Source organism: Caballeronia sp. RCC_10, from assembly GCF_041360715.1.
Classification (GTDB): Bacteria; Pseudomonadota; Gammaproteobacteria; order Burkholderiales; family Burkholderiaceae; genus Caballeronia; species Caballeronia grimmiae.
In genome coordinates this window covers 48,964-71,399 of the sequence record NZ_JBFUPT010000016.1, presented here as the reverse complement: position 1 = coordinate 71,399, position 22,436 = coordinate 48,964, and the positions used below count along the sequence as shown (strand labels likewise).

Below are 22,436 nucleotides of genomic sequence, written 5' to 3'. Positions count from 1 at the left end.
GGCAACTCCTTCCAAGTCATGGGTCCTGCACGCGCGTCCACGATGCATCCGGATCGAATTCCGTCAGCGGCGGCGCAGATGCGCCCCGGTTCTTCTGATACACCACCCCGTTGTTATTGACAATGAAAGTCATCACGCCGCTTTCGCCGTATTGCGCCGGATACGCGGCCATCGCAAAGCCGGCCAGCATGCGGCCATTGATGAGATAGCTGAATGCGCCGCCCGGGGCGTTCTTTCCCTGTTTCGTCAGGATTCGGAAGTGATATCCGTGATAAGCGTCACCGGCTTTTCGATCCTTGAAATATTGCGAGCTGGCGGCAATCAGCGGCCCGAACGGACTGGGTTCCTCGCCGCGTGCTGGGTCGGCGGGCCAGTACAGGCCGTCCTGCTTGCCGGGTGAACTGCCCAGCTTGCGCGCGTACTGCAGCACACCGTCGCCCATGCGGTCGCGCGTTGCATACTCGCGCTGCGCATCGAGATAGGCGCGCAGCACCTTGATCGCTTCGCGTTCGTTCGCCCCGATACGCCGATCAAGCACCTCTTGCGCGCCTTCTTCGGTCGCGAACCGCCATGCGCCGTTTGCGCGCACGAGCGGAATCGGCATGGGCCACGCTTCGTCGCCGATACGCAGGATGCGACGGTCGGGCGAGGTCTCCTCGAGCGCATGGAACGTCTTCAGTTCCTGCAAGGCATTGGCGCGAAGCGCGCGGTCCTCGGCTTCGTCGGATGTCACGACGAGACGGCTGTGCGCTTCCCCGAAGATGCCGATGAGCGCATCGTCGTCATTGGACTCCAGCGCTTGTTCCAGGGCGCTGACGGCTTCTTCGGGCGTCGCGAAAGCGCGTTGTTGATCGGCGGCGAGCGCGCGATGCAGCGGAAGCAGCATCGCAAGACACATGGCGACGCCGAGGCATGCTCGGACCAAGGCGACAGTGCGATGATTCATGGCGCGCCTCCTAACGACGGCCGCCACGGCCGCCCCCGCCGAAGTTGCGGCCGCCGCCCGAATAGCCGCCGCCGGCACTGCGCCCGCCGCCGGAATAGCCGCCTCTGTTCGAGAAATCACGGCCGCCCTGACCGGCGCTCGACATCGACTGCCGGCTTGCCGCGCCGCGTGCGCTGTCCGCTCGCGCCGCTTGCGCCGAACCGTAGCCGCTGAATGCATCGCCGCCGCGGCCTTCGAAGCCGCCCGCGCCCGGCGATCGCGCCGCGTTTTGCGTCGGGGACGTCGCGCCCGGCGTGCGTGCGGCGACACGCTGCGCGCCTCCCGCCGCCCCACTGCCGCCGATACCGCCGCCGCCCGCACGCGATGGCGCGTCGCCGACGCGCTGGGTCGATGCACGCGCCGTCCCGCCCGACACCTGTCCCGGCTTCTTCTCGGAGCGCCACGTGCTCGATTGCGCTCCGGTCGTCGAACGGTTGGCCTGCCGCTCGCTGATATTGGTCTTGACCTCGCTGCGATTGATGTTCTGCTCGCGATTGATGTTGATCGTGTTATTGCCGCCGCTGTAGTTGGCCTCGTAGTGTCCGCCATGCCACGCGGCGGTGATCGCGGCGCCCCAGACCAGTCCCGTTGCGAATGCAGCGCCGGGCGCATACGGGTAGTAATAGACCGGGTAAGGCGCGGGCGCATAGGCATAGACGGGCGTGGGGCTGCTGACCACGACCGTGGACGGGTTGTATTGCGGCACGTAGATGACTTCGGGATTGGACGGCACGATCTTGATCACCTCCTTCTCCACGACGATCGTCTGCTTGTCGTCGGTCTTGAGATTGCCGACCGATTGCGTCTGACGTCTGAAGCGCTGCACGCCTTCGAGCACGGCGCTCTGGTCCGCGACGACCGCTTCGCCCAGCGCCACTGTCCAGTCGAGTTCGCTGCTCATCTTCCTGATGACTTCCGGATAGTTCAGCAGCGCCTTCACGGAGTCGTGCCACGCTTCGTTCACGGGCAAGTCCTTCTCCGTCTTCCTCTTCTCGATGAACCGGTCAGCCTGAACGACTTCGATCGGATACGTCGACGCGGGAAGAATGATCGCGATGAGATCGTCCGGATAGAGCGCGATGGGTCCGACGAGTTTGTCCACCTGCGCGGACGACAACGTGGCCGGCTCCGCGCCGCTCGCCGCCGGAGCCTGCGCGTGAGCTGCCGTCTCGCAGACGAGCGTCCACGCGATGATGAGCGCAATGAGGTAATGTCGCATCGTCGTCCAGCTTGCGAGCCTGTCATGGCGGGGACACGGCCTGGTGGTTGCATTGCCGGCGCGTTTCGACGCCATGACGTCGTGCCGCAGGCTTCCCGCCTGCAAGGCGCGCCCTCGTCCGTTGCGCGGGCGCGGCCCGGTAAGCGGTGAAAACGCCGGCATCGCGCTATCGGGCCGCTTGGTTTAGCTCCTTCGAACGCTTTTCTCGCCGCGGCCTTCTTGTCCTGTCTATTGCCGGCCGCCGCTTGCAATTCTGCCCGCCCTGAGCGATTCAGCGCCTCATGCGACGAGTCGATTCATCGCGCGCTCCCATGCACTTTGAAGATATGCAAACGCCGTTGTGTTTTCAAGCGTCGCGGGCGTCGGGTTGTCAGCTCGCTTTTACTTCGTTCTCCAAGGGTTCATTCTTTTCGAAGGCCGTCACGCTTTGCAACGTCGTCTCGCAGATGGTCGTCAGCGCTTCGCGCGTCAGATACGCCTGATGCCCCGTCACGATCACATTCGGAAACGAGACGAGACGCTGCATCACATCGTCCTGAATGATCTCGTTCGACAGGTCGCGGAAGAAAAGACTGCTTTCCTGCTCGTACACGTCGATGGCGAGCCCGCCCAACTGGCCGCTCTTCAGCGCCTCGATGACGGCTTCGGTGTCGATCAGCGCGCCACGGCTCGTGTTGATGAGCAACGCGCCGGGCTTCGAGCGACGGAGCATGTCCGCGTTGATGATGTGATGCGTCTCGGGCGTCAAGGGGCAATGCAATGAAACGATGTCCGATTTGGAGCCGATCTCGCCGGGCTTCGCATAACGCCCGCCCAGCGCCTCGAATTCCGCTGAATGATACGGGTCGTAGCCGATCACGTCGCAGCCGAAGCCGATCATGATCTGCGCGAACACGCAGCCGATCTTGCCGGTGCCGACCACCGCCACCGTCTTGCCGAACAGATCGAAGCCGATGAGGCCATCGAGCGAGAAGTTGGAATCGCGCGTGCGGTTGTAGGCGCGATGCACCTTGCGGTTGATCGCGAGCAGCAAGGCCACGGCGAACTCCGCGACCGAATTCGGCGAGTACGTGACGACGCGCACCACCTTGATGCCGAGCCGCGCCGCCGCCTCGAGATCCACGTTGTTGAAGCCGGTGCAGCGCAGCGCGAGCAGCCGCGTGCCGCCGCGATGCAGCGCTTCGAGCGTCGGCGCGTCGGCCTTGTCGTTGACAAAGATGCAGACCGCGCCGAAGCCGGCAGCGAGTCCGACGGTGTCGGGCCCGAGTTGAACGTCGAGGTAGCGCAACGTGTGTTGCTCGGCCTTGTTCGCCTCGTCGAGAAACTTGCGCTCGTAAGGGGTCGAACTGAAAATCGCGACTTCCATGATGCCCTCCCTAAGAGATGTGGCCGACGCCTGGCGGCTAGCCGCTTGCGAGCGATATGGCGATCTGCACGAACAGCACTTTGACGATGGTCATCGACGGGAAAATCATCGCGTACATGATGTCGGGCTGTTCGGTCGGCGCGATGCGGTTGGCAAACGCAAGGATGGCCGGGTTCCCCGTCGCGCCGCAGATGACGCCCACGGTCGTATCGAACGGCAGCTTAAAAATCCACAGGCAGCACGCGGCGGTGACGCCAACGAGCACGATCAGCGTGATCGCGCCGTAGAGCAGCAGCAGCGGGCCGGCGGTGCCGACCGTCGCGATGAATTTCGGCCCGCACGAGATGCCGACCTGCGCGAGAAAGATCGTGAGCCCGAGGTTGCGCAACACGAGATTCGCGGAGAGCGGCATGACCCACACGAACGGGCCGTTGCGTCGCAGCTTGCCGAGGCACAGCGCGAGCAGAAGCAGCGCCGCGAGCCCCAAACTAAATGCGCCGAGGCCCGGCACGGGCAGCGGCAACGCGCCGATCAGCAGGCCCGCCGCCGCGCCGATGCCCAGGCAGACGAAGCTGAGATCCGCCGTGCTCTTGATCGAATCGCCGAAGAACGCGCGAATGGTCGCCTGATGCGCGCGATTGACGAGCAGGCCGACGCGATCGCCCGCTTCGATCACGAGATCGGGCGTCGACAGCAGATCGGCGTCGCCGCGCCGCACGTGAGCGACCGCGCACTTCACGCCATCGGGAAAGCGGAGATTGCCGAGCGTCATGCCGACGACCGCCGGATTCGATGCGAACACGCGCATATAGTCGAGGTCCTCGCGACGGCTCGTCAGCCGTCCCGGCTGCAACTCGCCGCATAGCGCGGTGGCCTGTTCGAGCAGGCCGCGATCGGTGCCGGTGGCGAGCAGCACATCGTCGGAACGGAGGATGAAGTCGTCGGCCGGCAACTGGTTGTGATGCTCGCGCCGCACCGCCGCGATCGACACGCCGGCAGGCAGGCGCGTCGTGAGTTCGGCCAGCGTGAGGCCGAAAAAGCTCTCGTTTCTCAACGCGATCTCCGCCGTTTCGAGCAGTTTCGCGGGCGGCTTCTCGATCTTCACTTTCAGCAGGACGTTCAGCGCGTACAGCAACAGAATCGGACCGGCGACGCCGAACGGATACGCGACGCTATACGCGACGGCCGGGTCGTTGCTTTTCATCGATGCAATCGCAACTTGCAGGCTGGCCGTGCTGGTGCCGCTGCCGGCGAACATGCCGAGTGCATCGGCGAGCCGGATGCCGAGCGGAATGAACGCGCACGACACGAGGCCCGCGATGATCACGCCAACGCACGCGGCGGCGTTCGCTTTCGCGCCCTCGCGGCTCGTGAGGCCCTTGAAGAATTGCGCGCCGTATTGAATGCCGATGCCATACAGGAACAACAGGAGCCCGAGCGTGCCGAGCAAGGCCGGAGGCGCGGACTTAGGCGCGAACGCACCCACGGCGAGCCCGACGAACAGCACCGCCCCGGAGCCGAGCGCGACGCCCTTGATGTTGATCTCGCCGATCAGATAGCCGAGCGCGATGGTCAAAAACAGCGCGAACAACGACTGATTCTCGAGAAACGTTCTGACTGCGTCCATGCGGCCTCCTGTCGATACGCAGCGTCGCACCGTCGCCATACCTAGGACATTAAAGACGCTCGGCCGGGCGCAGTCCAGGGCGATGCATCAGCCGCGCCGGTGCGATTCGAGCACCACCACGCTGCGGGCTTCGAGACGGATCGAACTGCGCGCATCCGCCGACGTTTTGGCTGGCGAAACAATATCGCGCGGCGGATCGGCGGCCGTATCGACGATGCAGCCCCAGCAAAGACCATCTATATCAGGAAGCGCGGCCGTGCGGGCATCGCCGTTCATGTTGAGCGCGATATGCAGCATCGCTTCGTCCGCCACCGTCCCTGCCAGTGTGAAAGCGACGAAGCGTGCATCGGGATCGTGCCAGGCCGGCTCGTTGAGCCGCTCGCCGTGCCATGCGACATCGGCGTGATCCTGTCCGGCTGCCGGACGCCCTGTCAGGAAGGTGCGGCGCCGCAGGCTCGGATGACGCTTGCGCAACGCGATCAGTTCGCGTACGAAACGGAGCATCGCGCGGCCATCGTCCGTAAAGTCCCAGTTCAGCCAGGAGAGTTCGTTGTTCTGGCAGAACGCGTTGTTGTTGCCGCGCTGGCCGCGCAGGCATTCATCGCCGGCGAGAATCATCGGCACGCCCTGACTCAGCAGCAGAATCGCCATGAAGTTGCGCGCCTGACGATTGCGCATGCGCGTGACTGCCGCATCGTCCGTGTCGCCTTCGACGCCGCAATTCCACGAGAGGTTGTCGTTCGTGCCGTCGCGGTTGTCTTCGCCATTGGCCTCGTTGTGCTTCGCCTCATACGTCACGAGATCGCGCAGCGTGAAGCCGTCGTGACTCGTCACGAAGTTGATGCTGCTCGCGGGCAGGCGGCCATCGCGCTGATAGAGGTCGGCGCTTCCCGACATGCACGTACATACTTGGCCGATGAGACCCGCATCGCCGCGCACGAAACGGCGGATCACATCGCGATAGCGCCCGTTCCATTCCGCCCACGCCATGCCGGGAAACGCGCCCACGTGATACAGCCCCGCCGCATCCCACGCCTCGGCGATCAACGGCACGCGCGCAAGCACCGGCGACGCTTCCATCGCCCACGGCAAAGGCGGCGTGCCGAGCAGCTCGCCGTGTTCGCCGCGCGTGAAGATACTCGCGAGATCGAAGCGAAAGCCATCGACGCCGAGTTCGCGCACCCAATATTCGAGGCTTTGAAGAATGAACGCCGTCACCAGCGGATGATTGCAGTTGACCGTGTTGCCGCAGCCGGTGAAGTCGCGGTAATGGCGTGGATCGGCACGGTCCGTCAGATAGAAGATATCGTTCGCCAGCGCCTTGAAGTTGATGACCGGTCCCGCCAGCCCCGCTTCCGACGTGTGATTGAACACGACGTCCAGCAGCACGCGAATGCCCGCTGCATGCAGCGCATGGACGAGCGCGCGAAACTCCTGCGGCGCGCGATGCGGCTCGACGCAATAGCGCGGATGCGGGCTATGAAAGCTATGCGTGCTGTAGCCCCAGAAATTGCACAACCCTCTTTCGGCGGCGGACGCAGGCACGTCCTGTTCGTCGAACGCCATGACCGGCAGCAGTTCCACGTGCGTAACGCCGAGCGCCTGCAAATAAGGAATCTTTTCGGCGAGCCCCGCAAATGTTCCCGGCTGCGCGACGCCGCTCGATGCATGCCGCGTGAAGCCGCCGACGTGCAGCTCATAGATGATGGCGTCATCGAGCGTTCGCACCTCGGCGCTTGCAGGCGCGTTGATCGGCTCGGCGACGATGGCCCGCATCGACGCACGATCGTCACCCGCCGCATCGGCGGCCTGCTGGCGGTCATAGAAACGGTCGCTCAGGGCACGCGCGTTCGGATCGAGCAATTGCTTGCGGCTCGCGGCTTTGTCGTCCATTTGCGCCAAGCCGTGTGGGCCATGCGCGCGCCACGTATAGCAAGAATGAACCGGCAGCCCCTCGATGAAAACGTGCCAGTAATAGAACGTGCGGTTCTCTTCCGGCACGAGCGTGACGATCTGAAACGGCTCCATGCTTTCGACCGAAGCAAAGAGCAGCAAGTCGACGCGTGTCGCGTACCGGCAGAACACGCAGAAGTTGACGCCGCCCGGCATCACCGTCGCGCCCGAAGGAAAGCGCGAGCCGGGCTGTGTGCGATACGCCGGGCTCACGTCCGCATCACGCATGAGCAAGGTCGATCCTCACGGCGCGCGCTTCCCAGATGCGCTCGCAATATTCCTGGATGGCGCGATCGGATGAGAACTTGCCCGATCGCGCCGTGTTGATGATCGACATGCGCGTCCACTGCCGCACGTCGCGCCATGCTTCGCTCACGCGCTCCTGGCACGCGGCGTAATCCGCGAAATCGGCGAGCACGAGGAACGGATCGTGATGCAGCAGGTTGTCGAGCAGCGGGCGGAACATGTCGGTATCGCCGCGCGAGAAGCGTCCTTGCGCGATCTGCTCGAGCGCGTCGCGCAGCTCGTCGTTCGCTTCGACATACCGCTGCGGGCGATAGCCTGCGCGCTTGCTGTCCTCGACCTGTTGCGCGGTCAGTCCGAAGAGAAAGAAGTTCTCCGGCCCGGCTTCCTCGCGAATCTCGACGTTCGCGCCGTCCAGCGTGCCGATGGTCAGCGCGCCGTTCATCATGAACTTCATGTTGCCCGTACCGGATGCTTCCTTGCCCGCCGTCGATATCTGCTCCGACAGATCGGCGGCCGGATAGATCCAGTGACCGTGCTTCACGTTGAAGTCCGGATAGAACACGACCTTGATGCGGCCGCGCGTCGCCGGATCATGGTTGACCACTTCCGCCACGCCCGTAATCAGACGGATGATGAGCTTGGCCATTGCGTATCCCGGCGCGGCCTTTCCTCCGAAGATGAAGCAGCGCGGCGCGGTCACGAGATCGGGATTGCGGCAGAGCCGTCGATAGAGCGCGATGATGTATAGCGCATTGAGATGCTGCCGCTTGTACTCGTGAATGCGCTTCACCTGAACGTCGAACAGCATGTCCGGATCGACGTCGATGCCGACCGTCTTCTGGATGCGCAATGCGAGCGCGGCCTTGTTGTCGCGCCGGATCGCACGCCATGCTTCGTGAAAGGCGGGGTCGTCGGCATGGGCGGCGAGCGCGCCCAGACGCGAAAGGTCGCTTCTCCACTCGTCGCCGATCGTCTTGTCCAGCAGTTGCGCGAGACCGGGATTGCTCAACATCACGAAGCGGCGCGGGGTAACGCCGTTGGTCACATTAAGAAAGCGCTCCGGAAACATTTCCGCGAAGTCGCGCATCACCGTCTGCTTCAGCAGTTCGGAATGCAGTTCGGCCACGCCGTTGACCGCGTGACTGCCGACCGTCGCGAGATGCGCCATGCGCACCTTCTTGCCGCCCGTCTCGTCGATCAGTGACATTCGGGCGACGCGTTCCTCATCGCCGGGGAACGCGCGGCGCACGTCTTCGAGGAAGCGGCGATTGATCTCGTAGATGATTTCGAGCAGCCGCGGCGACTGGCTATTGAACAGCGGCAAGCTCCATGTTTCGAGCGCTTCGGGCAGGAGCGTGTGATTCGTGTACGCAAAGGTCCGCTGCGTGATGGACCATGCCGCATCCCATGAAAGCTCGCGCACGTCGATGAGAAGGCGCATGAGTTCCGCCACCGCAATCGACGGATGCGTATCGTTGAGCTGCACCGCGAAGTGCTCCGCGAAATCCTCGATCGGCGTCCCGGTGATATCCATCAGACGCAGCATGTCCTGCAGCGAGCACGACACGAAGAAGTACTGCTGCGCAAGACGCAGGCGCTTGCCGATTTCCGGTTCGTCGTTCGGATAAAGCACTTTCGAGAGCGTCTCCGAGTGGACCTTCTCGTGCACGGCCTCGTAGTATTCGCCTGCATTGAAGTCCTCGAAATCGAACGACTCGACCGCCTCGCTTTTCCACAGGCGCAGAAGATTGCAGGTATCGACGCGAAAGCCCTGCATTGGCATGTCGCATGCGACGCCCTTCACTTGCCGCGCCGGAATCCAGCGCACGCGCAGATGCCCGCTGGCATCGGCTGCGTGCTCGGTGTGCCCGCCAAAGCCGACGTAGTAGCACACTTCAGGACGAATGATTTCCCACGCGTTGCCTTTCTCGAGCCACTTGTCGGTGCGCTCGACTTGCCAGCCATCGCGGATTTCCTGATCGAAGATGCCGAACTCGTAGCGAATGCCATAGCCGATCGCGGGAATCTGGAGCGAGGCGAGCGAATCCAGATAACACGCGGCGAGCCGTCCAAGGCCGCCGTTGCCGAGTCCCGGCTCTTCCTCGACTGCCAATAGCTCGTCGAGATCGAGCCCGAGCGCTGACATCGCTTTGCGGGCGTCGTCTTCGATACCGAGATTCAGCAGGTTATTGCCGAGCTGAGGACCGATCAGGAACTCGGCCGACAAATAGCAGGCGACTTTTACGCCCTGAATCGAGTACGTTCTCGCCGATGCGACCCAGCGCGCCAGCATGCGATCGCGAACGGTGTAGGCGAGTGCGAGATACCAGTCGTGCGCGCTGGCGATATCCGGATAGCGGCCCTGCCGGGAGATGAGGTTGCGGATCACGTCGTCCAGCAACGCGGCGCCTTTGGTGACGGCTTCCGCTGTGGTGCTCGCATCGGCGCGCACGTGTGTTGCAAGGTCATCGGCCATGATCGGTTCCTCGCGGTTGGCTCTTTTCCCTCAGGAAGAATATGCCAACCTCTTTGGATTACCAATCAAGGCACGAAATCACGCGGCAGGCGCGTTGTTGACGTAAGCGAAATAGCGGCGGCGTGACCCGCCGCTTTCGAAACGCGTGCCGATGTCAACCGGCGAAGCGCGGCTCCGGCAATCCTCGTACGCCTAAGCCCGTCACCGCGAACAATCCGCCCTTGTCGCGTTCTTTCTGCGGAATACCCCACATCGGGCGGCCCATCGTCGTGACATAGAGCGTGTCGAGGTTCGGCCCGCCGAACATCACGCTCGTGAGATTGCGCACTGGAAACGGCACCACGCGATCGAGCGTGCCATCCGGCGCAAAGCGCACGATGCGCCCGCCGAACACGAGCGCCGACCAGATGAATCCTTCCTCGTCGACGGTCGCGCCATCGAAGGTGCCCGCCATGTTCTGCGCCGATACGAAAAGACGCCGGTTGGTCGCCGCGCCCGTTTCGATGTCGTAGTCGTAGGCGTACATCTCCTTGCTGTAGGTATCGGTGAAATAAAGCGTGCGGTTATCGGGGCTCCAGCACGGCCCGTTCGAGCAACTAATGCCGCTGTCGAGCCGCGTGACCTTGCCGTTCGTGTCGAGCCGGTACAGTCCGCCGCTGCGTGTCGAGCGTTGGCCGCGATCGGCATCGTAGCGGTCGAAGTCGTAGGCCATGGTGCCGGCGATGAAGCGGCCCTGGCGATCCACCTTGCCGTCGTTGAAGCGCGTTTCGGGATCGTCGGCCTCGGGGTCGGCGATGAACTCTACCGTCTGCGAATCGAAGTCGTAGAAATGCAGCCCGTTCGCGAGTGCGACGACCGCGCCGCCCTTTTCGCGCAGGGCCATCGAACCGATGTGACGCGGCACGAAGAATCGCTCGACATCGCTGCCGTCCGCGCGGCATCGGTAGATTTCCGCAGCCGTGCTGTCGATCCAGTAGAGCCGTTCTTCCCGCACGTCCCACAGCGGGCCTTCGCCCAGATGATTGTTCGCGTCCACGAGCAAGCGCACTTCGGCCATCGTCGTCTCCTTGAGCTTAGGTTCAGTCTTGGTCTTTCAGCGACCGCCGATGCGCGAGCAACGCCATCAGCCGGCGATCCCGCCAGCGGCTGCGCTCTTCGATGCGCTCCCGGTCGAGCACCGCGCGGCGTTCGGCATCGAGCCGCGCGAGCGTTTCATCGGACCAGTGGAATGGCACGCGCGTCCCGGCGATGCTGCGATACGTGCCGCCATAGCGCGATGCGTAATCGGCGACGCCGCCGGGCGCGTTCAGGTCGATAGTCTCGAACGGACCCATGAACGACCAGCGCATCGCGAGGCCATCGCGCATCACGGTGTCCAGGTCGGCGGCGCTCGCATAGCCCTGTTCGTAGAGGCTCAAGGCTTCGTCGAGCACCGCGCCTTGCAGCCGGTTCAGCAGGAAGCCCGAAATCTCGCGATTGACCAAGACGGGCTTCTGTCCCGCTTCCTCGTACAGCGCGCGCGCACGTTCGAGCGTTTCCGGCGCGGTCCACGGCGCACCGCACAATTCGACGAGCGGCACGAGCGACGGCGGATTGACCGGATGCGCAACGAGGCAACGCGCACGCCCTTCCAGCCCTTCGGTAAAAGTGGATGCCGGCAGGCCCGATGTCGAACTCGCGAGCAGCGCATCGGGTTTCGTCAGGCGATCCAGCTCCGTGAACAGCGCACGCTTCGCTTCGACCACCTCCGCGATGTTCTCCTGCACGAGGTCGGCGTCCGCGACCGTTTCGACAAGCGTGTCGCAAGTCGAGATACGCGCGACGATCGTATCGACGGATTCGTCGACGAGACCGAACGACGCGAGGTCTTCGACGCTTTCGCGTATCGCTGGAATCGCGCCCGTCAGCATGTCTTTCGATGCGTCGTGGATCCTCACCGTAAAGCCGTTGCGCGCAAACACGATGGCCCACGCGCGGCCGATGCGCCCCGACCCGATGACCGCGATGTGTCTTCCTTGCATTCGATGCATCCTCGATGATGGTTTCAGGCCCGCTTGTCGCGCAGCGTGATGACCGCAGCCAGCACGACGAGCCCGTTGATGATGTCCCTGACCGCAGGCGGCACGGTCGTGCCCGCGAGCAGGGTGCCGAGCGCGGTCAGCAGAAGCGCGCCCCCGAATACGCCGAGATAGTGTCCGCGCCCGCCGGTGATGAGCGCGCCGCCCACGACGACGACCGCGATCGATGGCAGCAGATACGGATCGCCCATGCCGAGGAACGCCTGCGAGCTGAAGCCTGCCAGCAGGAGCCCGACGATGGCCGAGCAAAGACCCGAGAGGCAGTACACCGCGATCAGCGTCGCGCCGACGCGCACACCCGAAAGCCGTGCCGCGACTTGCGAATTGCCGACCGCATACACGCGCCGTCCGAACGGCGTGCGATGCAGCAGCAATAACGCGACGACGAGAAACACGGGCACGCTCCACGCTGCGAGCGACAGCGGCCCGAGCCGTCCGTTGGTGAACTCGCTGATCACGGACGGCGACCAGCCTTGGGGCGAGCCGTTGCAGTAGATGAGCGTGAGCCCTTGCAGCAGGCCGTTGGCTGCGAGCGTCACGACGATGGGCGGCAGCCCCAGCATCACGACGCCCACGCCGTTGAAGATGCCGACGAGCAGGCCGACGCCGAGCACGACCGGCACCGCCCACGCTGCCGCTCCGTTCGCGCCGTGCGTGAGACCCGTCAGCAAGACGCCGGACAAGGTGATGAGCCACGGCATCGACAGATCCAGACCGCCCGTCAGAATGACCGCGCCCTGACCGAGGCCGAGAATGGCGAGGAACAGCGTAAGCGTGAGCAGACTGCTGTAGAAGCCCGCGCTCGCGAGCACGCCCGGCCCGTAGACGAAGCCGGTCACGACGACGACCGCGATGAAGAGCAGGTACGCGGGCATTACGTACTTCACCCATTCGCGATTGCGCTCGATCCAGTCCGACAGCGCGCGGCCCTTCAGCTCCGTGTTCTTCATCGGCTGATAGTCGCTCACCTCGAACGACACGCGCCGCGCATGCGGATCCTCCTTTGCTCGCGTGCCCGTTCGCACCGCCTTGAGCCATTGCGCGGCGTGGCGCGCGCACTCGTGCGCTGCCGATTGCTTGCCGATCGACGAGCCGAGTACCGCGAGAATGAGGATCACCGCTTCGGCGATCGTCGTGAAAAACGCCGACACGTTTAGCACGAGCAGGATGTTCACGGTGATCATCAGCGTCATCGCGGCGAACACGGTGCCGGTGCACCCGCCGCGCCCTCCGCCGAGCAGCGTGCCGCCGAGCACCACGGCCGTGAACATGGACAGCAACAGCGGCCTGCCGACGAGCGGATCAGCCGAGCCTGTCTGCGCCGAGACGTACAGGCCCGCCGCTGCATAGAAAACGCCGGCGAGCGCATACGTGGCGATGCGATAGCGCGTGACCGGCATGCCGTTGGCGAATGCGCCGTCGGGGTCGCTGCCGAGCGCATACAGCCCGACGCCGAAGCGTGTGCGCCGGATAAACGCCCACACCAGCAACGCGATAATCAGCACCCCCGCCGACATCGGCAGCTTCTCGGGAATCAGGTCAGACGTGATGAACGCGCCGAACTGCTCGCCTACCGCGCCGCCCGGCTTGTTCTGGATCAGCAGCGTGAGACCTTGCACCATGAACATCGTCGCGAGCGTGACGACGATGGATTGCAGCCGGAACCACGCGATCAACGCGCCGTTCACGAGCCCGATGCCGCCGCCGATCGCGAGGATGAGCGCCGCGCCTGCCCATTGCTCCATCGGCGTGCCGGCGACGAAGCGCACCGCGAGCACGTTGGCGAGGGACACCACCGCGGACGCGGACAGATCGAAGCCGCCCGACAGCACCACGATGGTCTGCCCGATGGCCGCGAGTGCGAGCGTCGTCGAGCTCGAAATGACCGAGCCGATGTCGTACATGCCCACCGGCGTCGCGGACAGCGACACCCAGGCGGCCAGCATCGCGACGAGTGCGCTGATCGCGATGATGAGCCCGCGATGATGATCGATGCGCGCGCCCCATCCCACGCGCGCGCCCGGCCGCACGATCCCGCTTTCGGGCGACGCAATCGCAATCTTCATGAACACTTCTCCGTAGCGTTGGACGGCTTAACTGGACAGCATCTTGCGCATCACGCTTTCTTCGGTGAGCGCGTCGCCTTCCAGCTCCCCGACATTGCGCCCGCGATACATCACCGACACGCGATCGCACACGTTCACCAGTTCGGGCACGTCGGTCGAATAGAACAGCACCGCGCCGCCCGCCGCTGCGAACGCGCGCATCAGCACGAAAATCTGATGCTTCGTGCCGACATCGATGCCGCGCGTCGGATCGAACATCAGCCACACGCGGCTTTGCGTGAGCAGCCACTTGGCCATCGCGATCTTTTGCTGGTTGCCGCCGGAGAACGACAGACACGGCTTGTAGAGCGCACGCGGATTCACTTCCATTTGCGCAAGCGATTTCGCGATGGCGGCCCGCTCGCGCTTGCGGTCGATGAGTCCAAAACGCGCATAGCGTCCGATCACCGGCAGCGAGACGTTCTCGCCGCCGGGCAGCCGCAGAAACAAACCTTCGGTCTTGCGGTCTTCGGGCAGAAAGCTCGTCGAGACGCCGGCCTTCAGCGAATCGGCGGTGCAGGTCAACGTGACCGGCTTGCCGTCGATGCGAATCTCGCCCTCGTCGATGTACTGCGCGCCGAACAGCGCCTCGAAGAGTTCGCGCTGCCCCATGCCTTGCAGCGCCGCGATACCGTGCACTTCACCCGCTTTCAGCGTGAGGTCGAAGTCGCTCACGACGCCATCGACACGAATGCCGCGCGCTTCCATCGCGGGCGGCTGCGCCGCCGCTTGCGTGAGCGCGGGCGGCGTCACCTTCGGCGGATACTTCGCTTCCATCGAGCGTCCGATGACGAGGCGAATGACTTCCTCGTCCGAGATGTCGGCCGCATCGAACGCACCGACATCGCGCCCGTTGCGATACACCGTGAGGCTGTCGCAGAACTCGCGCACTTCCTGCATGCGATGCGAGATGAACACGAACGTGACGCCGTCCGCCTTCAGTTCGTCGATGCGGCGCGCGAGCCACGCGACGTCGGCACCGGAGAGCGCGGACGTCGGCTCGTCTAGCAACAATACCTTCGGACGCCGAACGATTGCTTTCGCTATCTCGATCTTCTGTCGCACCGGCAACGCGAGATCGCGGATATAGGCGCTCGGGCGGACATCCGATAGCTCAAGTCGCTCGAGCCATTCGGACGCCTGCCGCTGCGCCTCGCGCTTCCTGATGCGACCGAGAAAGCCCGTCGGTTCATACGACATCAGCAGGTTCTGCTCGACGGTCAGGTCGCGCACCAGGGTCATCTCCTGATACGCGGTCTGCACGCCCGCGCGATGCGCGTCCTTCGGGCCGCGCATCGTCACTTCGCTGCCCATCACGTGGATGCTGCCGCTATCCGGCTGCATCAGCCCGGACAGCAGCTTGACGGTGGTGGACTTGCCCGCGCCGTTCTCGCCGAGCAGTGCGTGCACCGTCCCGCGCCTGACCTTGAACGACGCGCCGTCGAGGGCGACCGTCGCGCCGAAGCGCTTGGTCACGTTCGCGACGTCGATCGCCAGCGCGCCGTTCCCGGTCATGGATGCGCTCGTCATTGCTCGCCTCCTCGCGTTGGCCGCGTCAGTCCTGGTTGCCGGTCAGCGCCGCGTTGAAGCCGACTTCGCGCGTGTCTTCCGAATAGATGTCGGCGAACCAGCCCGGCGGCACCTTGTCCGGCGGGAACGCCGTGCAGCCCGCCTTCAGTTCGTCGATACTGCCGCTCTTGCAGAGCTTCGATTCGGACGTCAGCACGAGCGGAAGCTTGAGCGTCACTCGCTGCGGGAACTCCTTGCCGTCGAGCTTCTGCACGGCCATCTTGAGCGCCATCGCACCCGAATACGGCGGCGCGCCATACGAGATCGACCGATACCCGATCGAGCGATAACTGCCCTCGCCCTTCACCGTTCCCGGCGGCAGCATTTGCACGCGATGGCCGTTCGACGATTCGCCCGCACACGGCTTGATCTTGTCGTCGGGGATGCCCGCTTCGAGCTGCATCGACGCCGCCGTGAAGCAGCCGACCTGCATCCACAGGCCGTCGATCTTGTCCCAGCTATTCGTCGCGAGAATCTTCGACAGTTCGGTCTTGGCCGTCGCCTGACTCCACATGCCGGTGCCCTCCGCGACGACCTTGATGTCGGGATGCTTCGCGAACACCGCCTTCGCGGCCTCCGTGCGCGCACGGTCGACCGAGGTTCCCGGCACGCCGTTGATCATCACGATATTGCCCTTGCCGTTGATGGTCTTCGCGAGCCATTCAGCGGTCACGGTGCCCGCCTGATGCTGGTCGATGGTCACGTTGTGCGCGCACGGCTCGGTCACTTCCCCATCGTAGGCGGCCACGACCACGCCCTTCGAACACGCGTTCTTGATCGCGCGATTGAGCGCCGTCGGCGAAATCGGATAGATGATGATGGCCTTCGCTCCCGCCTGCACCATCGAGTTGATCTGCTGTATCTGTTTCTGCGCGTCGGTGCCCGCGACCTGTACTTCGAGATCGACCTTGTCCTTCAGCGCGGGCGTGTTGGCCATCGCCTTCACCATGTTCGCGGCTTCGGTCTGCCAGTCGTTGCCGACATAGCTCATCGACAGGAACACCTTGTATTTGCCCGCTGCTTCCGCGTGCGCCGATACCCCGAGCGCCGCCGCGATAGCGACGCCGAGCGCTGCCCGGCCCGCACGGCGAATCGAATGCGTCCATGCTTTCATGTCTTCCTCCGGTCCTTCGTTATTGGTATCCCGACTACAGCTCGTGGTTCTGCGACTGTGCAGCTCACTTCGCGACATGCGGAAGACGTGCGCTCGCAGGCAGCGCAATGCCCGCGCTTCCCGGCACCACGTTCGGATCATGTCCGGGTATCACGAGGTCCGCAATCTGCCGGATGCGCGCGAGCGAGCTCATTTCCGCGAGCGTCTCATGCACGATGCCGACCGGCACGAGATCGACGATGTTCTCCATGCAGTTCGCGCAGTCGCCCGCGATCAGCACGACGCCTTCTTCCGTATCCACCGCCACCGATTGATGCCCCGGCGTGTGTCCCGGCGTCGGCACCACGCGCACGCCGGGCACGATATCCGTCACGCCATGCGCGAATTGCCAGCGGAAGTAGGCGAGCGGTTCGCGGCCAATCAGGAACTCCTGGTAATACGTAGCCTGCGTCGGTAGCGGATGCCCCGCATATTCCCACTCGGCCGCCTGCACGACGAAGCGCGCATTGCGGAACAGCGTGTTGCCGCCCGAATGGTCGTAGTGCAGATGCGTGTTGATGACGATATCGACTTCGTCCGCGCTCCAGCCCACGTACTCCTTCAGCGCGCGTTCGAGCCGCTCTTCCGGCGCCTGGTCGCACGGACAAACGAAGTTCGACACCCAGCCCGGATCGTGGATGCCGGTATCCACGACGATCTTCTTCTCCGCCCCGACGATGGCCGTCGACCATACCGGCACCTTGATCTGCTGTCCGAAATACCGGCCATAGACCTGCGACGAGCGATCGACGGTGAGCCAGCCCGTCGGCATGGCGACTACCTTCAGCTTGCGCCTTGCACTGTCGTTCACGATGCCCTCCGCATCAGAAGTTGGTGTCGCTGCCGCCCTTGAGTTGAAGCATCTCGCGCGCTTCGTCGGGCGTCGCGATATCGAGCGACAGCCCTTCGATCACCTGCTTGATCTTGCGCACTTGCGCGGCGCTGGATTCGGCGAGCTTGCCCGGCTCGATCCACAGCGAATCTTCCAGACCCACGCGCACGTTCGAGCCTTGCGCGACGCCCATCGAGCCGAGCGTGATCTGGTTGCGGCCCGCGCCGAGAATCGACCAGACATAGTCCTTGCCGAAAAGCCGGTCCGCGGTGCGGCGCATGTGCGCCAGGTCTTCCGGATGCGGACCGATGCCGCCCAGCAGCCCGAACACGCTCTGCACGAAGAACGGCGGCTTCGCGAGCCCGCGATCGACGAAATGCGCGAGGTTATACAGGTGCGAGATGTCGTAGCACTCGTACTCGAAGCGCGTGCCGTTCGCGCTGCACGAAGTGAGGATGTACTCGATATCCGCGAAGGTGTTCTTGAAGACGAGATCGCGGCTGTTTTCCAGATGCTTGCGCTCCCAGTCGTGCTTCAGTTCCTTGAAGCGATCGAGCATCGGATAGAGGCCGAAGTTCATCGATCCCATGTTGAGCGATGCAACTTCCGGCTTGAAGTGATGCGCGGGCTTGAGGCGCTCCGCAACCGTCATATGCGGGCTGCCGCCCGTGGTGATGTTGATGACCGCATCCGTTTCCGCCTTGATGCGGGGCAGAAACTCCTGGAACACGGCGGGATCCTGCGTCGGATGGCCGTCGTTCGGATCGCGTGCGTGCAGGTGCAGAATGGCCGCGCCTTCCTGTGCGGCGGCGAGAGCCGCATCGGCGATTTGCTGCGGCGTCACCGGAAGATAAGGCGACATGGACGGCGTATGAATCGCACCGGTCGGCGCGCACGTGATGATGACCTTGCGTTTGGTTGCCATGTGGTCCTCTGAGTCTTTGTATCAAAGCACTTCGACGTTGCCGCACACCGAGATGGCCTGCCCCGAAATGCCGCTGCCGGCCGGCGAGCACAGGAATAGCGTGGTGGCCGCGACTTCTTCGGGCGTCGTCATGCGGCGCAGCGAAATCTTCGCGAGATACTGCTTTTCCATGTCTTCGTAGGAGAGGTTCATCTGCTTCGCGCGCGCGGCGATCACGCGCTCGATGCGCGGGCCTTTCACGATGCCCGGCTGAATCGCATTGACGCGAATGTTCGTCGGGCCAAGTTCGATCGCAAGGCTTTTCACCATGCCGACCACGGCCCATTTCGTCGCGGCATACGGCGTTCTGAACGCGTAGCCGAGCCTGCCCGCCACCGACGACAGCGCGACGATCGCTCCGCCATTCGGCGCCTCGCGCAGCAGCGGCACTGCGCGCCGCGCGAAGTAGAACTGCGCGTTGAGATTGACGTCGACGGTGTCTTCCCACTCCTTCACGTCGATCTCTTCGACGCCGCCCGTGGGCCCCGCAATGCCCGCGTTATTCACGAGCACATCGAGGCCGCCGAGCTGGCTCTGCACATCGGCGAATACGCGATCGACTGCTTCGCGGTCCGAAACGTCGGCGAGTGTCGCGGTGATGGGGTTCAGCTCCGCATTGGCCTCCGCCTTGGCGAGGGCGTCGATCGCTTCGGGGCTTGCATCGCAGACATGCACGCGTGCGCCTGCGTCGATGAAAGCCCGCGCGATCACGAGCCCGATGCCCGACGCGCCGCCCGTGATGAGCACGCGCAAGCCCGCCTGCGGTTTCAACATCTGAAGAACCGTCATTCGCTGTCTCCGTTTGTTTTGATCTTTATTGCTGCTAGGCGCTCGCCTGCGCGCCGCCTTTCTTGCCGCTTTCTTCGTTGTCTTGATCCGCGCCCTGCAGACGCTCCGCGAGGTCCGCCGCTGCATCGCCGATATCTTCTTCGATGCCCGCGCGTGCGCCTTCGCCGTCACCGCGCCACAGCGCCTCGACGATATGCCGGTGCGCGGCCATCGAACGCCGCATATGCGGAATGTCGGGCGCGACGAGGTTCAGGAACGGACCGATGCGCATCCACAGGTTCTGGATCGTCGCAAGCGTGATGTCGCTCGCGCCGTGCGTGTAGATGGCGATGTGGAATTCGAAATTGCTGCGCAGATAAGCGGGTACGTCGCCCGCTTCGACATGCGCGTCCATCACGTCGTAGACGGCTTGCAGCGCGGTGAGATGTGCGCGCGTCATGCGGGACGCCGCTCGCTTCGCGACTGCGCCTTCGAGCGCGATGCGCACGTCGCGCAATTCGCCGAGCAACTCGAGCGTCATGGGCGGGACCATCAGCGCGCGGCCCGCTCCGTCGATCAATGCGCCTTCCGCTTGCAAGCGCGTGAGCGCGGCACGCACCGGCATCGTCGATGATCCGACCGCTTCGGCGACGCTGCGCAGGCTCAACAACTGGCCCGGCGCGAAGCGTCCGGTCATGATCGCCTCGCGCAATTGCGCATAGACGCGGCCGGCCATCGTTTCTCGTGCCACGAGTTCCAACGCGGGAAGATCCGTTGCGGAGCGTGTCGGCGCCATGCGTTTCCGGTCCTGTGCCTGAGAGTGCGCTGCGAAACTGTGACCTGTGATCACAGTGCGATGTTTGAATTCTGGTACGTGAACGGTCGAGCGTCAACGAAGATTCGCTAGGGGAAAACGCGGACTGAGTTCGTCAGATTGATGGGCGCGGACTAAAACGCTCGCACGCAATCAACGCAAGATAGACGATGCCCGCGCCAAGACTCGTGTCGCCGCTATAGCGAACGAGACCCATCGCCCAGCCTTCATTCGCGACGGCGATGACAAGCGCAAGCAAGAGTCCGCACCAGCCAGCGACGCGAAGACTGCGGGTGTGCCCGCGCAGAATCGGCCGTTGGTGACGCTCCATCGCGAGGGCGAGACATGCGAACGAAGCGACGCAGCAGAGCAACGCGATGATGTGCATCATGCGCTCTCTTTCTCGCGCTCAGGTTCGACGACGTCTGACCGATGACCCGTCGAACGCGTAATTCGCGGACGATGACGCGCCACGCGCAGCGCCAGAACCGCATGCAGCGCCGCGAACGCCCACAGCATCAGTTCGAAGCCTGCGAACACCGGGTCGCCTTCCACGATGCTGCGCCAGAGCGGCCGTTGAGTCGTGACCGCGTTGAGCAATGGCAGCAGCGCGAGCAAGCCAGCCGCGAGCCACAACAATTCAATCCATGCGCGCCGCGCGGATCGCGTCGTCGCAAAGAGGAGCGTTGCGCTCCATACGGCGAAGAACACGTTGACTTCGGCATTCGCGCGATCCGCCATCGCAACGGGCAGCAGCCGGTTTGCCCACAAGTAAGCCGCCATCGCGACCGAAAGCCCCGCAATGCTGGCGATGTTCAATCGCTCGACGAGCCGGAAGCCAAAGTAAGGCCGCGCAGGATCGCGCAGTTTCTGACGGCGCTTGACGGTCCACATCACGAGCCCGGTGCCGACCATCGCAGTGCCGCCGAGGCTTACGATGAAATAGAGCCAGCGCAATTGGAGATCGCTGAAGCGTCCGAGATGCAGCGCATACAGCACGCCACGCGTCTCAGCCGCGCCGCCGACGCGCTCCTTCACGTCGATCAGCTTGCCGGTGACGCCATCGAACAGCATGTATTGCGGGCTCATCGACACGCGCGCCGCTTCTCCGCGCGATACGGCGACGCGAGCGTTCGCATCGCCGGGAAGCGTGATGGTCACGCGCCCCACGTTGTCCCGGCCCCAGCGCGCTTGCGCCTGGCGAACCATCGCATCGACGGATGCAAGCGGCGCCGCCCGACCGCTCGGTTTGCCGGGCTGAATGAACGTGCTCGTCTGCGCCGTCATCGCCTGACGTTGCGCGGGCGTCCTGAATGCGGTCTGCGCGCCCCACGGCATGTACATCGTCATCAAGGTGACGAGGCCGGTATAAGTGATCATCGCGTGAAAGGGCAGGCCGAACACGGAGAGCGCGTTATGCGCGTCGAGCCATGAACGCTGACCCTTGCCGCCGCGAAACGTGAAGAAGTCGACGAAGAGCTTCTTGTGCGTGATGACGCCGCTCACAATGGCGATCAGCATGAACATCGCGCAAAAGCCCGCGATCCAGCGTCCCCATAGCGGCGGCATGTAGTAAAACTGGAAGTGGAAGCGGTAGAAGAACTCGCCACCTAGCGTGTCGCGGGAATTAGTTCGGAGTCCAGTCGATTGGTCGAACGTGCCTTCCTGGAACGCGCGCCTGCCCGGCGTTGCCTGAGGCACGCGCCAGAACGCGCTCATCACGTTCGTGCGCTCCAATGGCAGATCCAAGCTCCATTGCGTGCTTCCCGCGGCGAGCGTGCCGAGCGTCGCGGTCACGCGCTCGGCCGCCCGCGCCGCATCCACCGTCTGCCGGTGATGCGGCACTTCCGGGCGCATCCATTGCGAAGTCTCGTCCTTGAAGTAGCTGACCGTGCCGGTCAGGAACATCGCGTAGAGCATCCAGCCGGCGAGAAGGCCCGCCCACGTGTGCAACTCCGACATGGTCTGACGGATGCCGCGCGGCTTCATATCGGCGGCTTCTTTCACGAGGCACGCCCCGTGAGCCACACGCTCGCCGCCGCGAGCAACAGCGGCGCCGCGCCGGCGATGAGGCCGCACCAGGCGCGCGTCGCGCTTCGCACGGCGAACACCCAGATCACCGCGCACGCATACACGATGAAGCTCAGCAACATGCCGGTGAGCACCGCTTGCGTTGCGTCGATCGGCAAGGCGAGCGCGGCGACGCTCGTCAGCGCGGCGAGCGCATAACCGCCGAACATCGCAGCGACGATACGCGAGACCAGAGGCGCGGCTTTCATCG

The 22,436-nt window shown here is 64.1% G+C and carries 18 protein-coding genes; all 18 read right to left on the bottom strand.

Going from position 1 to position 22,436, the window contains the following annotated elements; genetic code table 11:
* Positions 1–16 precede the first annotated feature (16 nt).
* Positions 17–946: a DUF2950 domain-containing protein gene (locus AB6804_RS23535; protein ID WP_370888527.1), complete on the bottom strand. Its 930-nt coding sequence runs from the start codon at positions 944–946 to the stop codon at positions 17–19.
* Between the two features lie 10 nt (positions 947–956).
* A complete protein-coding gene (locus tag AB6804_RS23530) occupies positions 957–2,204 on the bottom strand; it encodes a DUF3300 domain-containing protein (protein WP_370888526.1) in 1,248 nt (415 codons plus the stop codon).
* Between the two features lie 370 nt (positions 2,205–2,574).
* On the bottom strand, positions 2,575–3,570 hold the full coding sequence (locus tag AB6804_RS23525; RefSeq protein ID WP_370888525.1) for a 2-hydroxyacid dehydrogenase: 996 nt from the start codon (positions 3,568–3,570) through the stop codon (positions 2,575–2,577).
* A gap of 37 nt (positions 3,571–3,607) precedes the next feature.
* Positions 3,608–5,197: an aspartate:alanine exchanger family transporter gene (locus tag AB6804_RS23520; protein WP_370888524.1), complete on the bottom strand. Its 1,590-nt coding sequence runs from the start codon at positions 5,195–5,197 to the stop codon at positions 3,608–3,610.
* Positions 5,198–5,284: 87 nt separating this feature from the next.
* Complete coding sequence (gene glgX / locus AB6804_RS23515) at positions 5,285–7,378, bottom strand: glycogen debranching protein GlgX (RefSeq protein WP_370888523.1); 2,094 nt, start codon at positions 7,376–7,378, stop codon at positions 5,285–5,287.
* The gene (locus tag AB6804_RS23510; protein ID WP_370888522.1) at positions 7,371–9,872 is read right to left on the bottom strand and encodes a glycogen/starch/alpha-glucan phosphorylase; all 2,502 of its coding nucleotides are present in this window, start codon (positions 9,870–9,872) and stop codon (positions 7,371–7,373) included. Before AB6804_RS23510 ends, glgX begins: the two co-directional genes overlap by 8 nt.
* 154 nt (positions 9,873–10,026) lie before the next feature.
* Complete coding sequence (locus AB6804_RS23505) at positions 10,027–10,929, bottom strand: SMP-30/gluconolactonase/LRE family protein (RefSeq protein WP_370888521.1); 903 nt, start codon at positions 10,927–10,929, stop codon at positions 10,027–10,029.
* Between the two features lie 22 nt (positions 10,930–10,951).
* Positions 10,952–11,893 carry a 3-hydroxyacyl-CoA dehydrogenase gene (locus AB6804_RS23500; RefSeq protein WP_370888520.1) on the bottom strand — a complete coding sequence of 314 codons (942 nt, stop codon included), beginning with the start codon at positions 11,891–11,893 and terminating at the stop codon, positions 10,952–10,954.
* A gap of 23 nt (positions 11,894–11,916) precedes the next feature.
* Positions 11,917–14,016: an ABC transporter permease gene (locus AB6804_RS23495; RefSeq protein ID WP_370888519.1), complete on the bottom strand. Its 2,100-nt coding sequence runs from the start codon at positions 14,014–14,016 to the stop codon at positions 11,917–11,919.
* Between the two features lie 27 nt (positions 14,017–14,043).
* Positions 14,044–15,585 carry a sugar ABC transporter ATP-binding protein gene (locus tag AB6804_RS23490; RefSeq protein WP_370888518.1) on the bottom strand — a complete coding sequence of 514 codons (1,542 nt, stop codon included), beginning with the start codon at positions 15,583–15,585 and terminating at the stop codon, positions 14,044–14,046.
* A gap of 25 nt (positions 15,586–15,610) precedes the next feature.
* Positions 15,611–16,738, bottom strand: coding sequence for a sugar ABC transporter substrate-binding protein (locus AB6804_RS23485; protein WP_370888517.1), 1,128 nt, complete (start codon positions 16,736–16,738; stop codon positions 15,611–15,613).
* A 64-nt stretch (positions 16,739–16,802) separates the two neighbouring features.
* A complete protein-coding gene (locus AB6804_RS23480; protein WP_370888554.1) occupies positions 16,803–17,549 on the bottom strand; it encodes an N-acyl homoserine lactonase family protein in 747 nt (248 codons plus the stop codon).
* Positions 17,550–17,601: 52 nt separating this feature from the next.
* Complete coding sequence (locus tag AB6804_RS23475; RefSeq protein WP_035966552.1) at positions 17,602–18,534, bottom strand: 3-keto-5-aminohexanoate cleavage protein; 933 nt, start codon at positions 18,532–18,534, stop codon at positions 17,602–17,604.
* 21 nt (positions 18,535–18,555) lie between these two features.
* Entirely contained in the window at positions 18,556–19,362 is an 807-nt protein-coding gene (locus AB6804_RS23470) for an SDR family oxidoreductase (protein WP_370888516.1), read from the bottom strand.
* Between the two features lie 34 nt (positions 19,363–19,396).
* Positions 19,397–20,137, bottom strand: coding sequence for a GntR family transcriptional regulator (locus AB6804_RS23465; protein ID WP_370888515.1), 741 nt, complete (start codon positions 20,135–20,137; stop codon positions 19,397–19,399).
* Positions 20,138–20,270: 133 nt separating this feature from the next.
* The gene (locus tag AB6804_RS23460; RefSeq protein WP_370888514.1) at positions 20,271–20,546 is read right to left on the bottom strand and encodes a DUF3325 domain-containing protein; all 276 of its coding nucleotides are present in this window, start codon (positions 20,544–20,546) and stop codon (positions 20,271–20,273) included.
* Positions 20,543–22,144 (bottom strand): PepSY-associated TM helix domain-containing protein, encoded by a 1,602-nt coding sequence (locus tag AB6804_RS23455; RefSeq protein ID WP_370888553.1) that lies wholly within the window; start codon positions 22,142–22,144, stop codon positions 20,543–20,545. The genes AB6804_RS23460 and AB6804_RS23455 overlap by 4 nt, the downstream gene beginning before the upstream one ends.
* A 14-nt stretch (positions 22,145–22,158) precedes the next feature.
* Positions 22,159–22,434, bottom strand: coding sequence for a DUF3649 domain-containing protein (locus AB6804_RS23450; RefSeq protein ID WP_370888513.1), 276 nt, complete (start codon positions 22,432–22,434; stop codon positions 22,159–22,161).
* Positions 22,435–22,436: the final 2 nt, after the last annotated feature.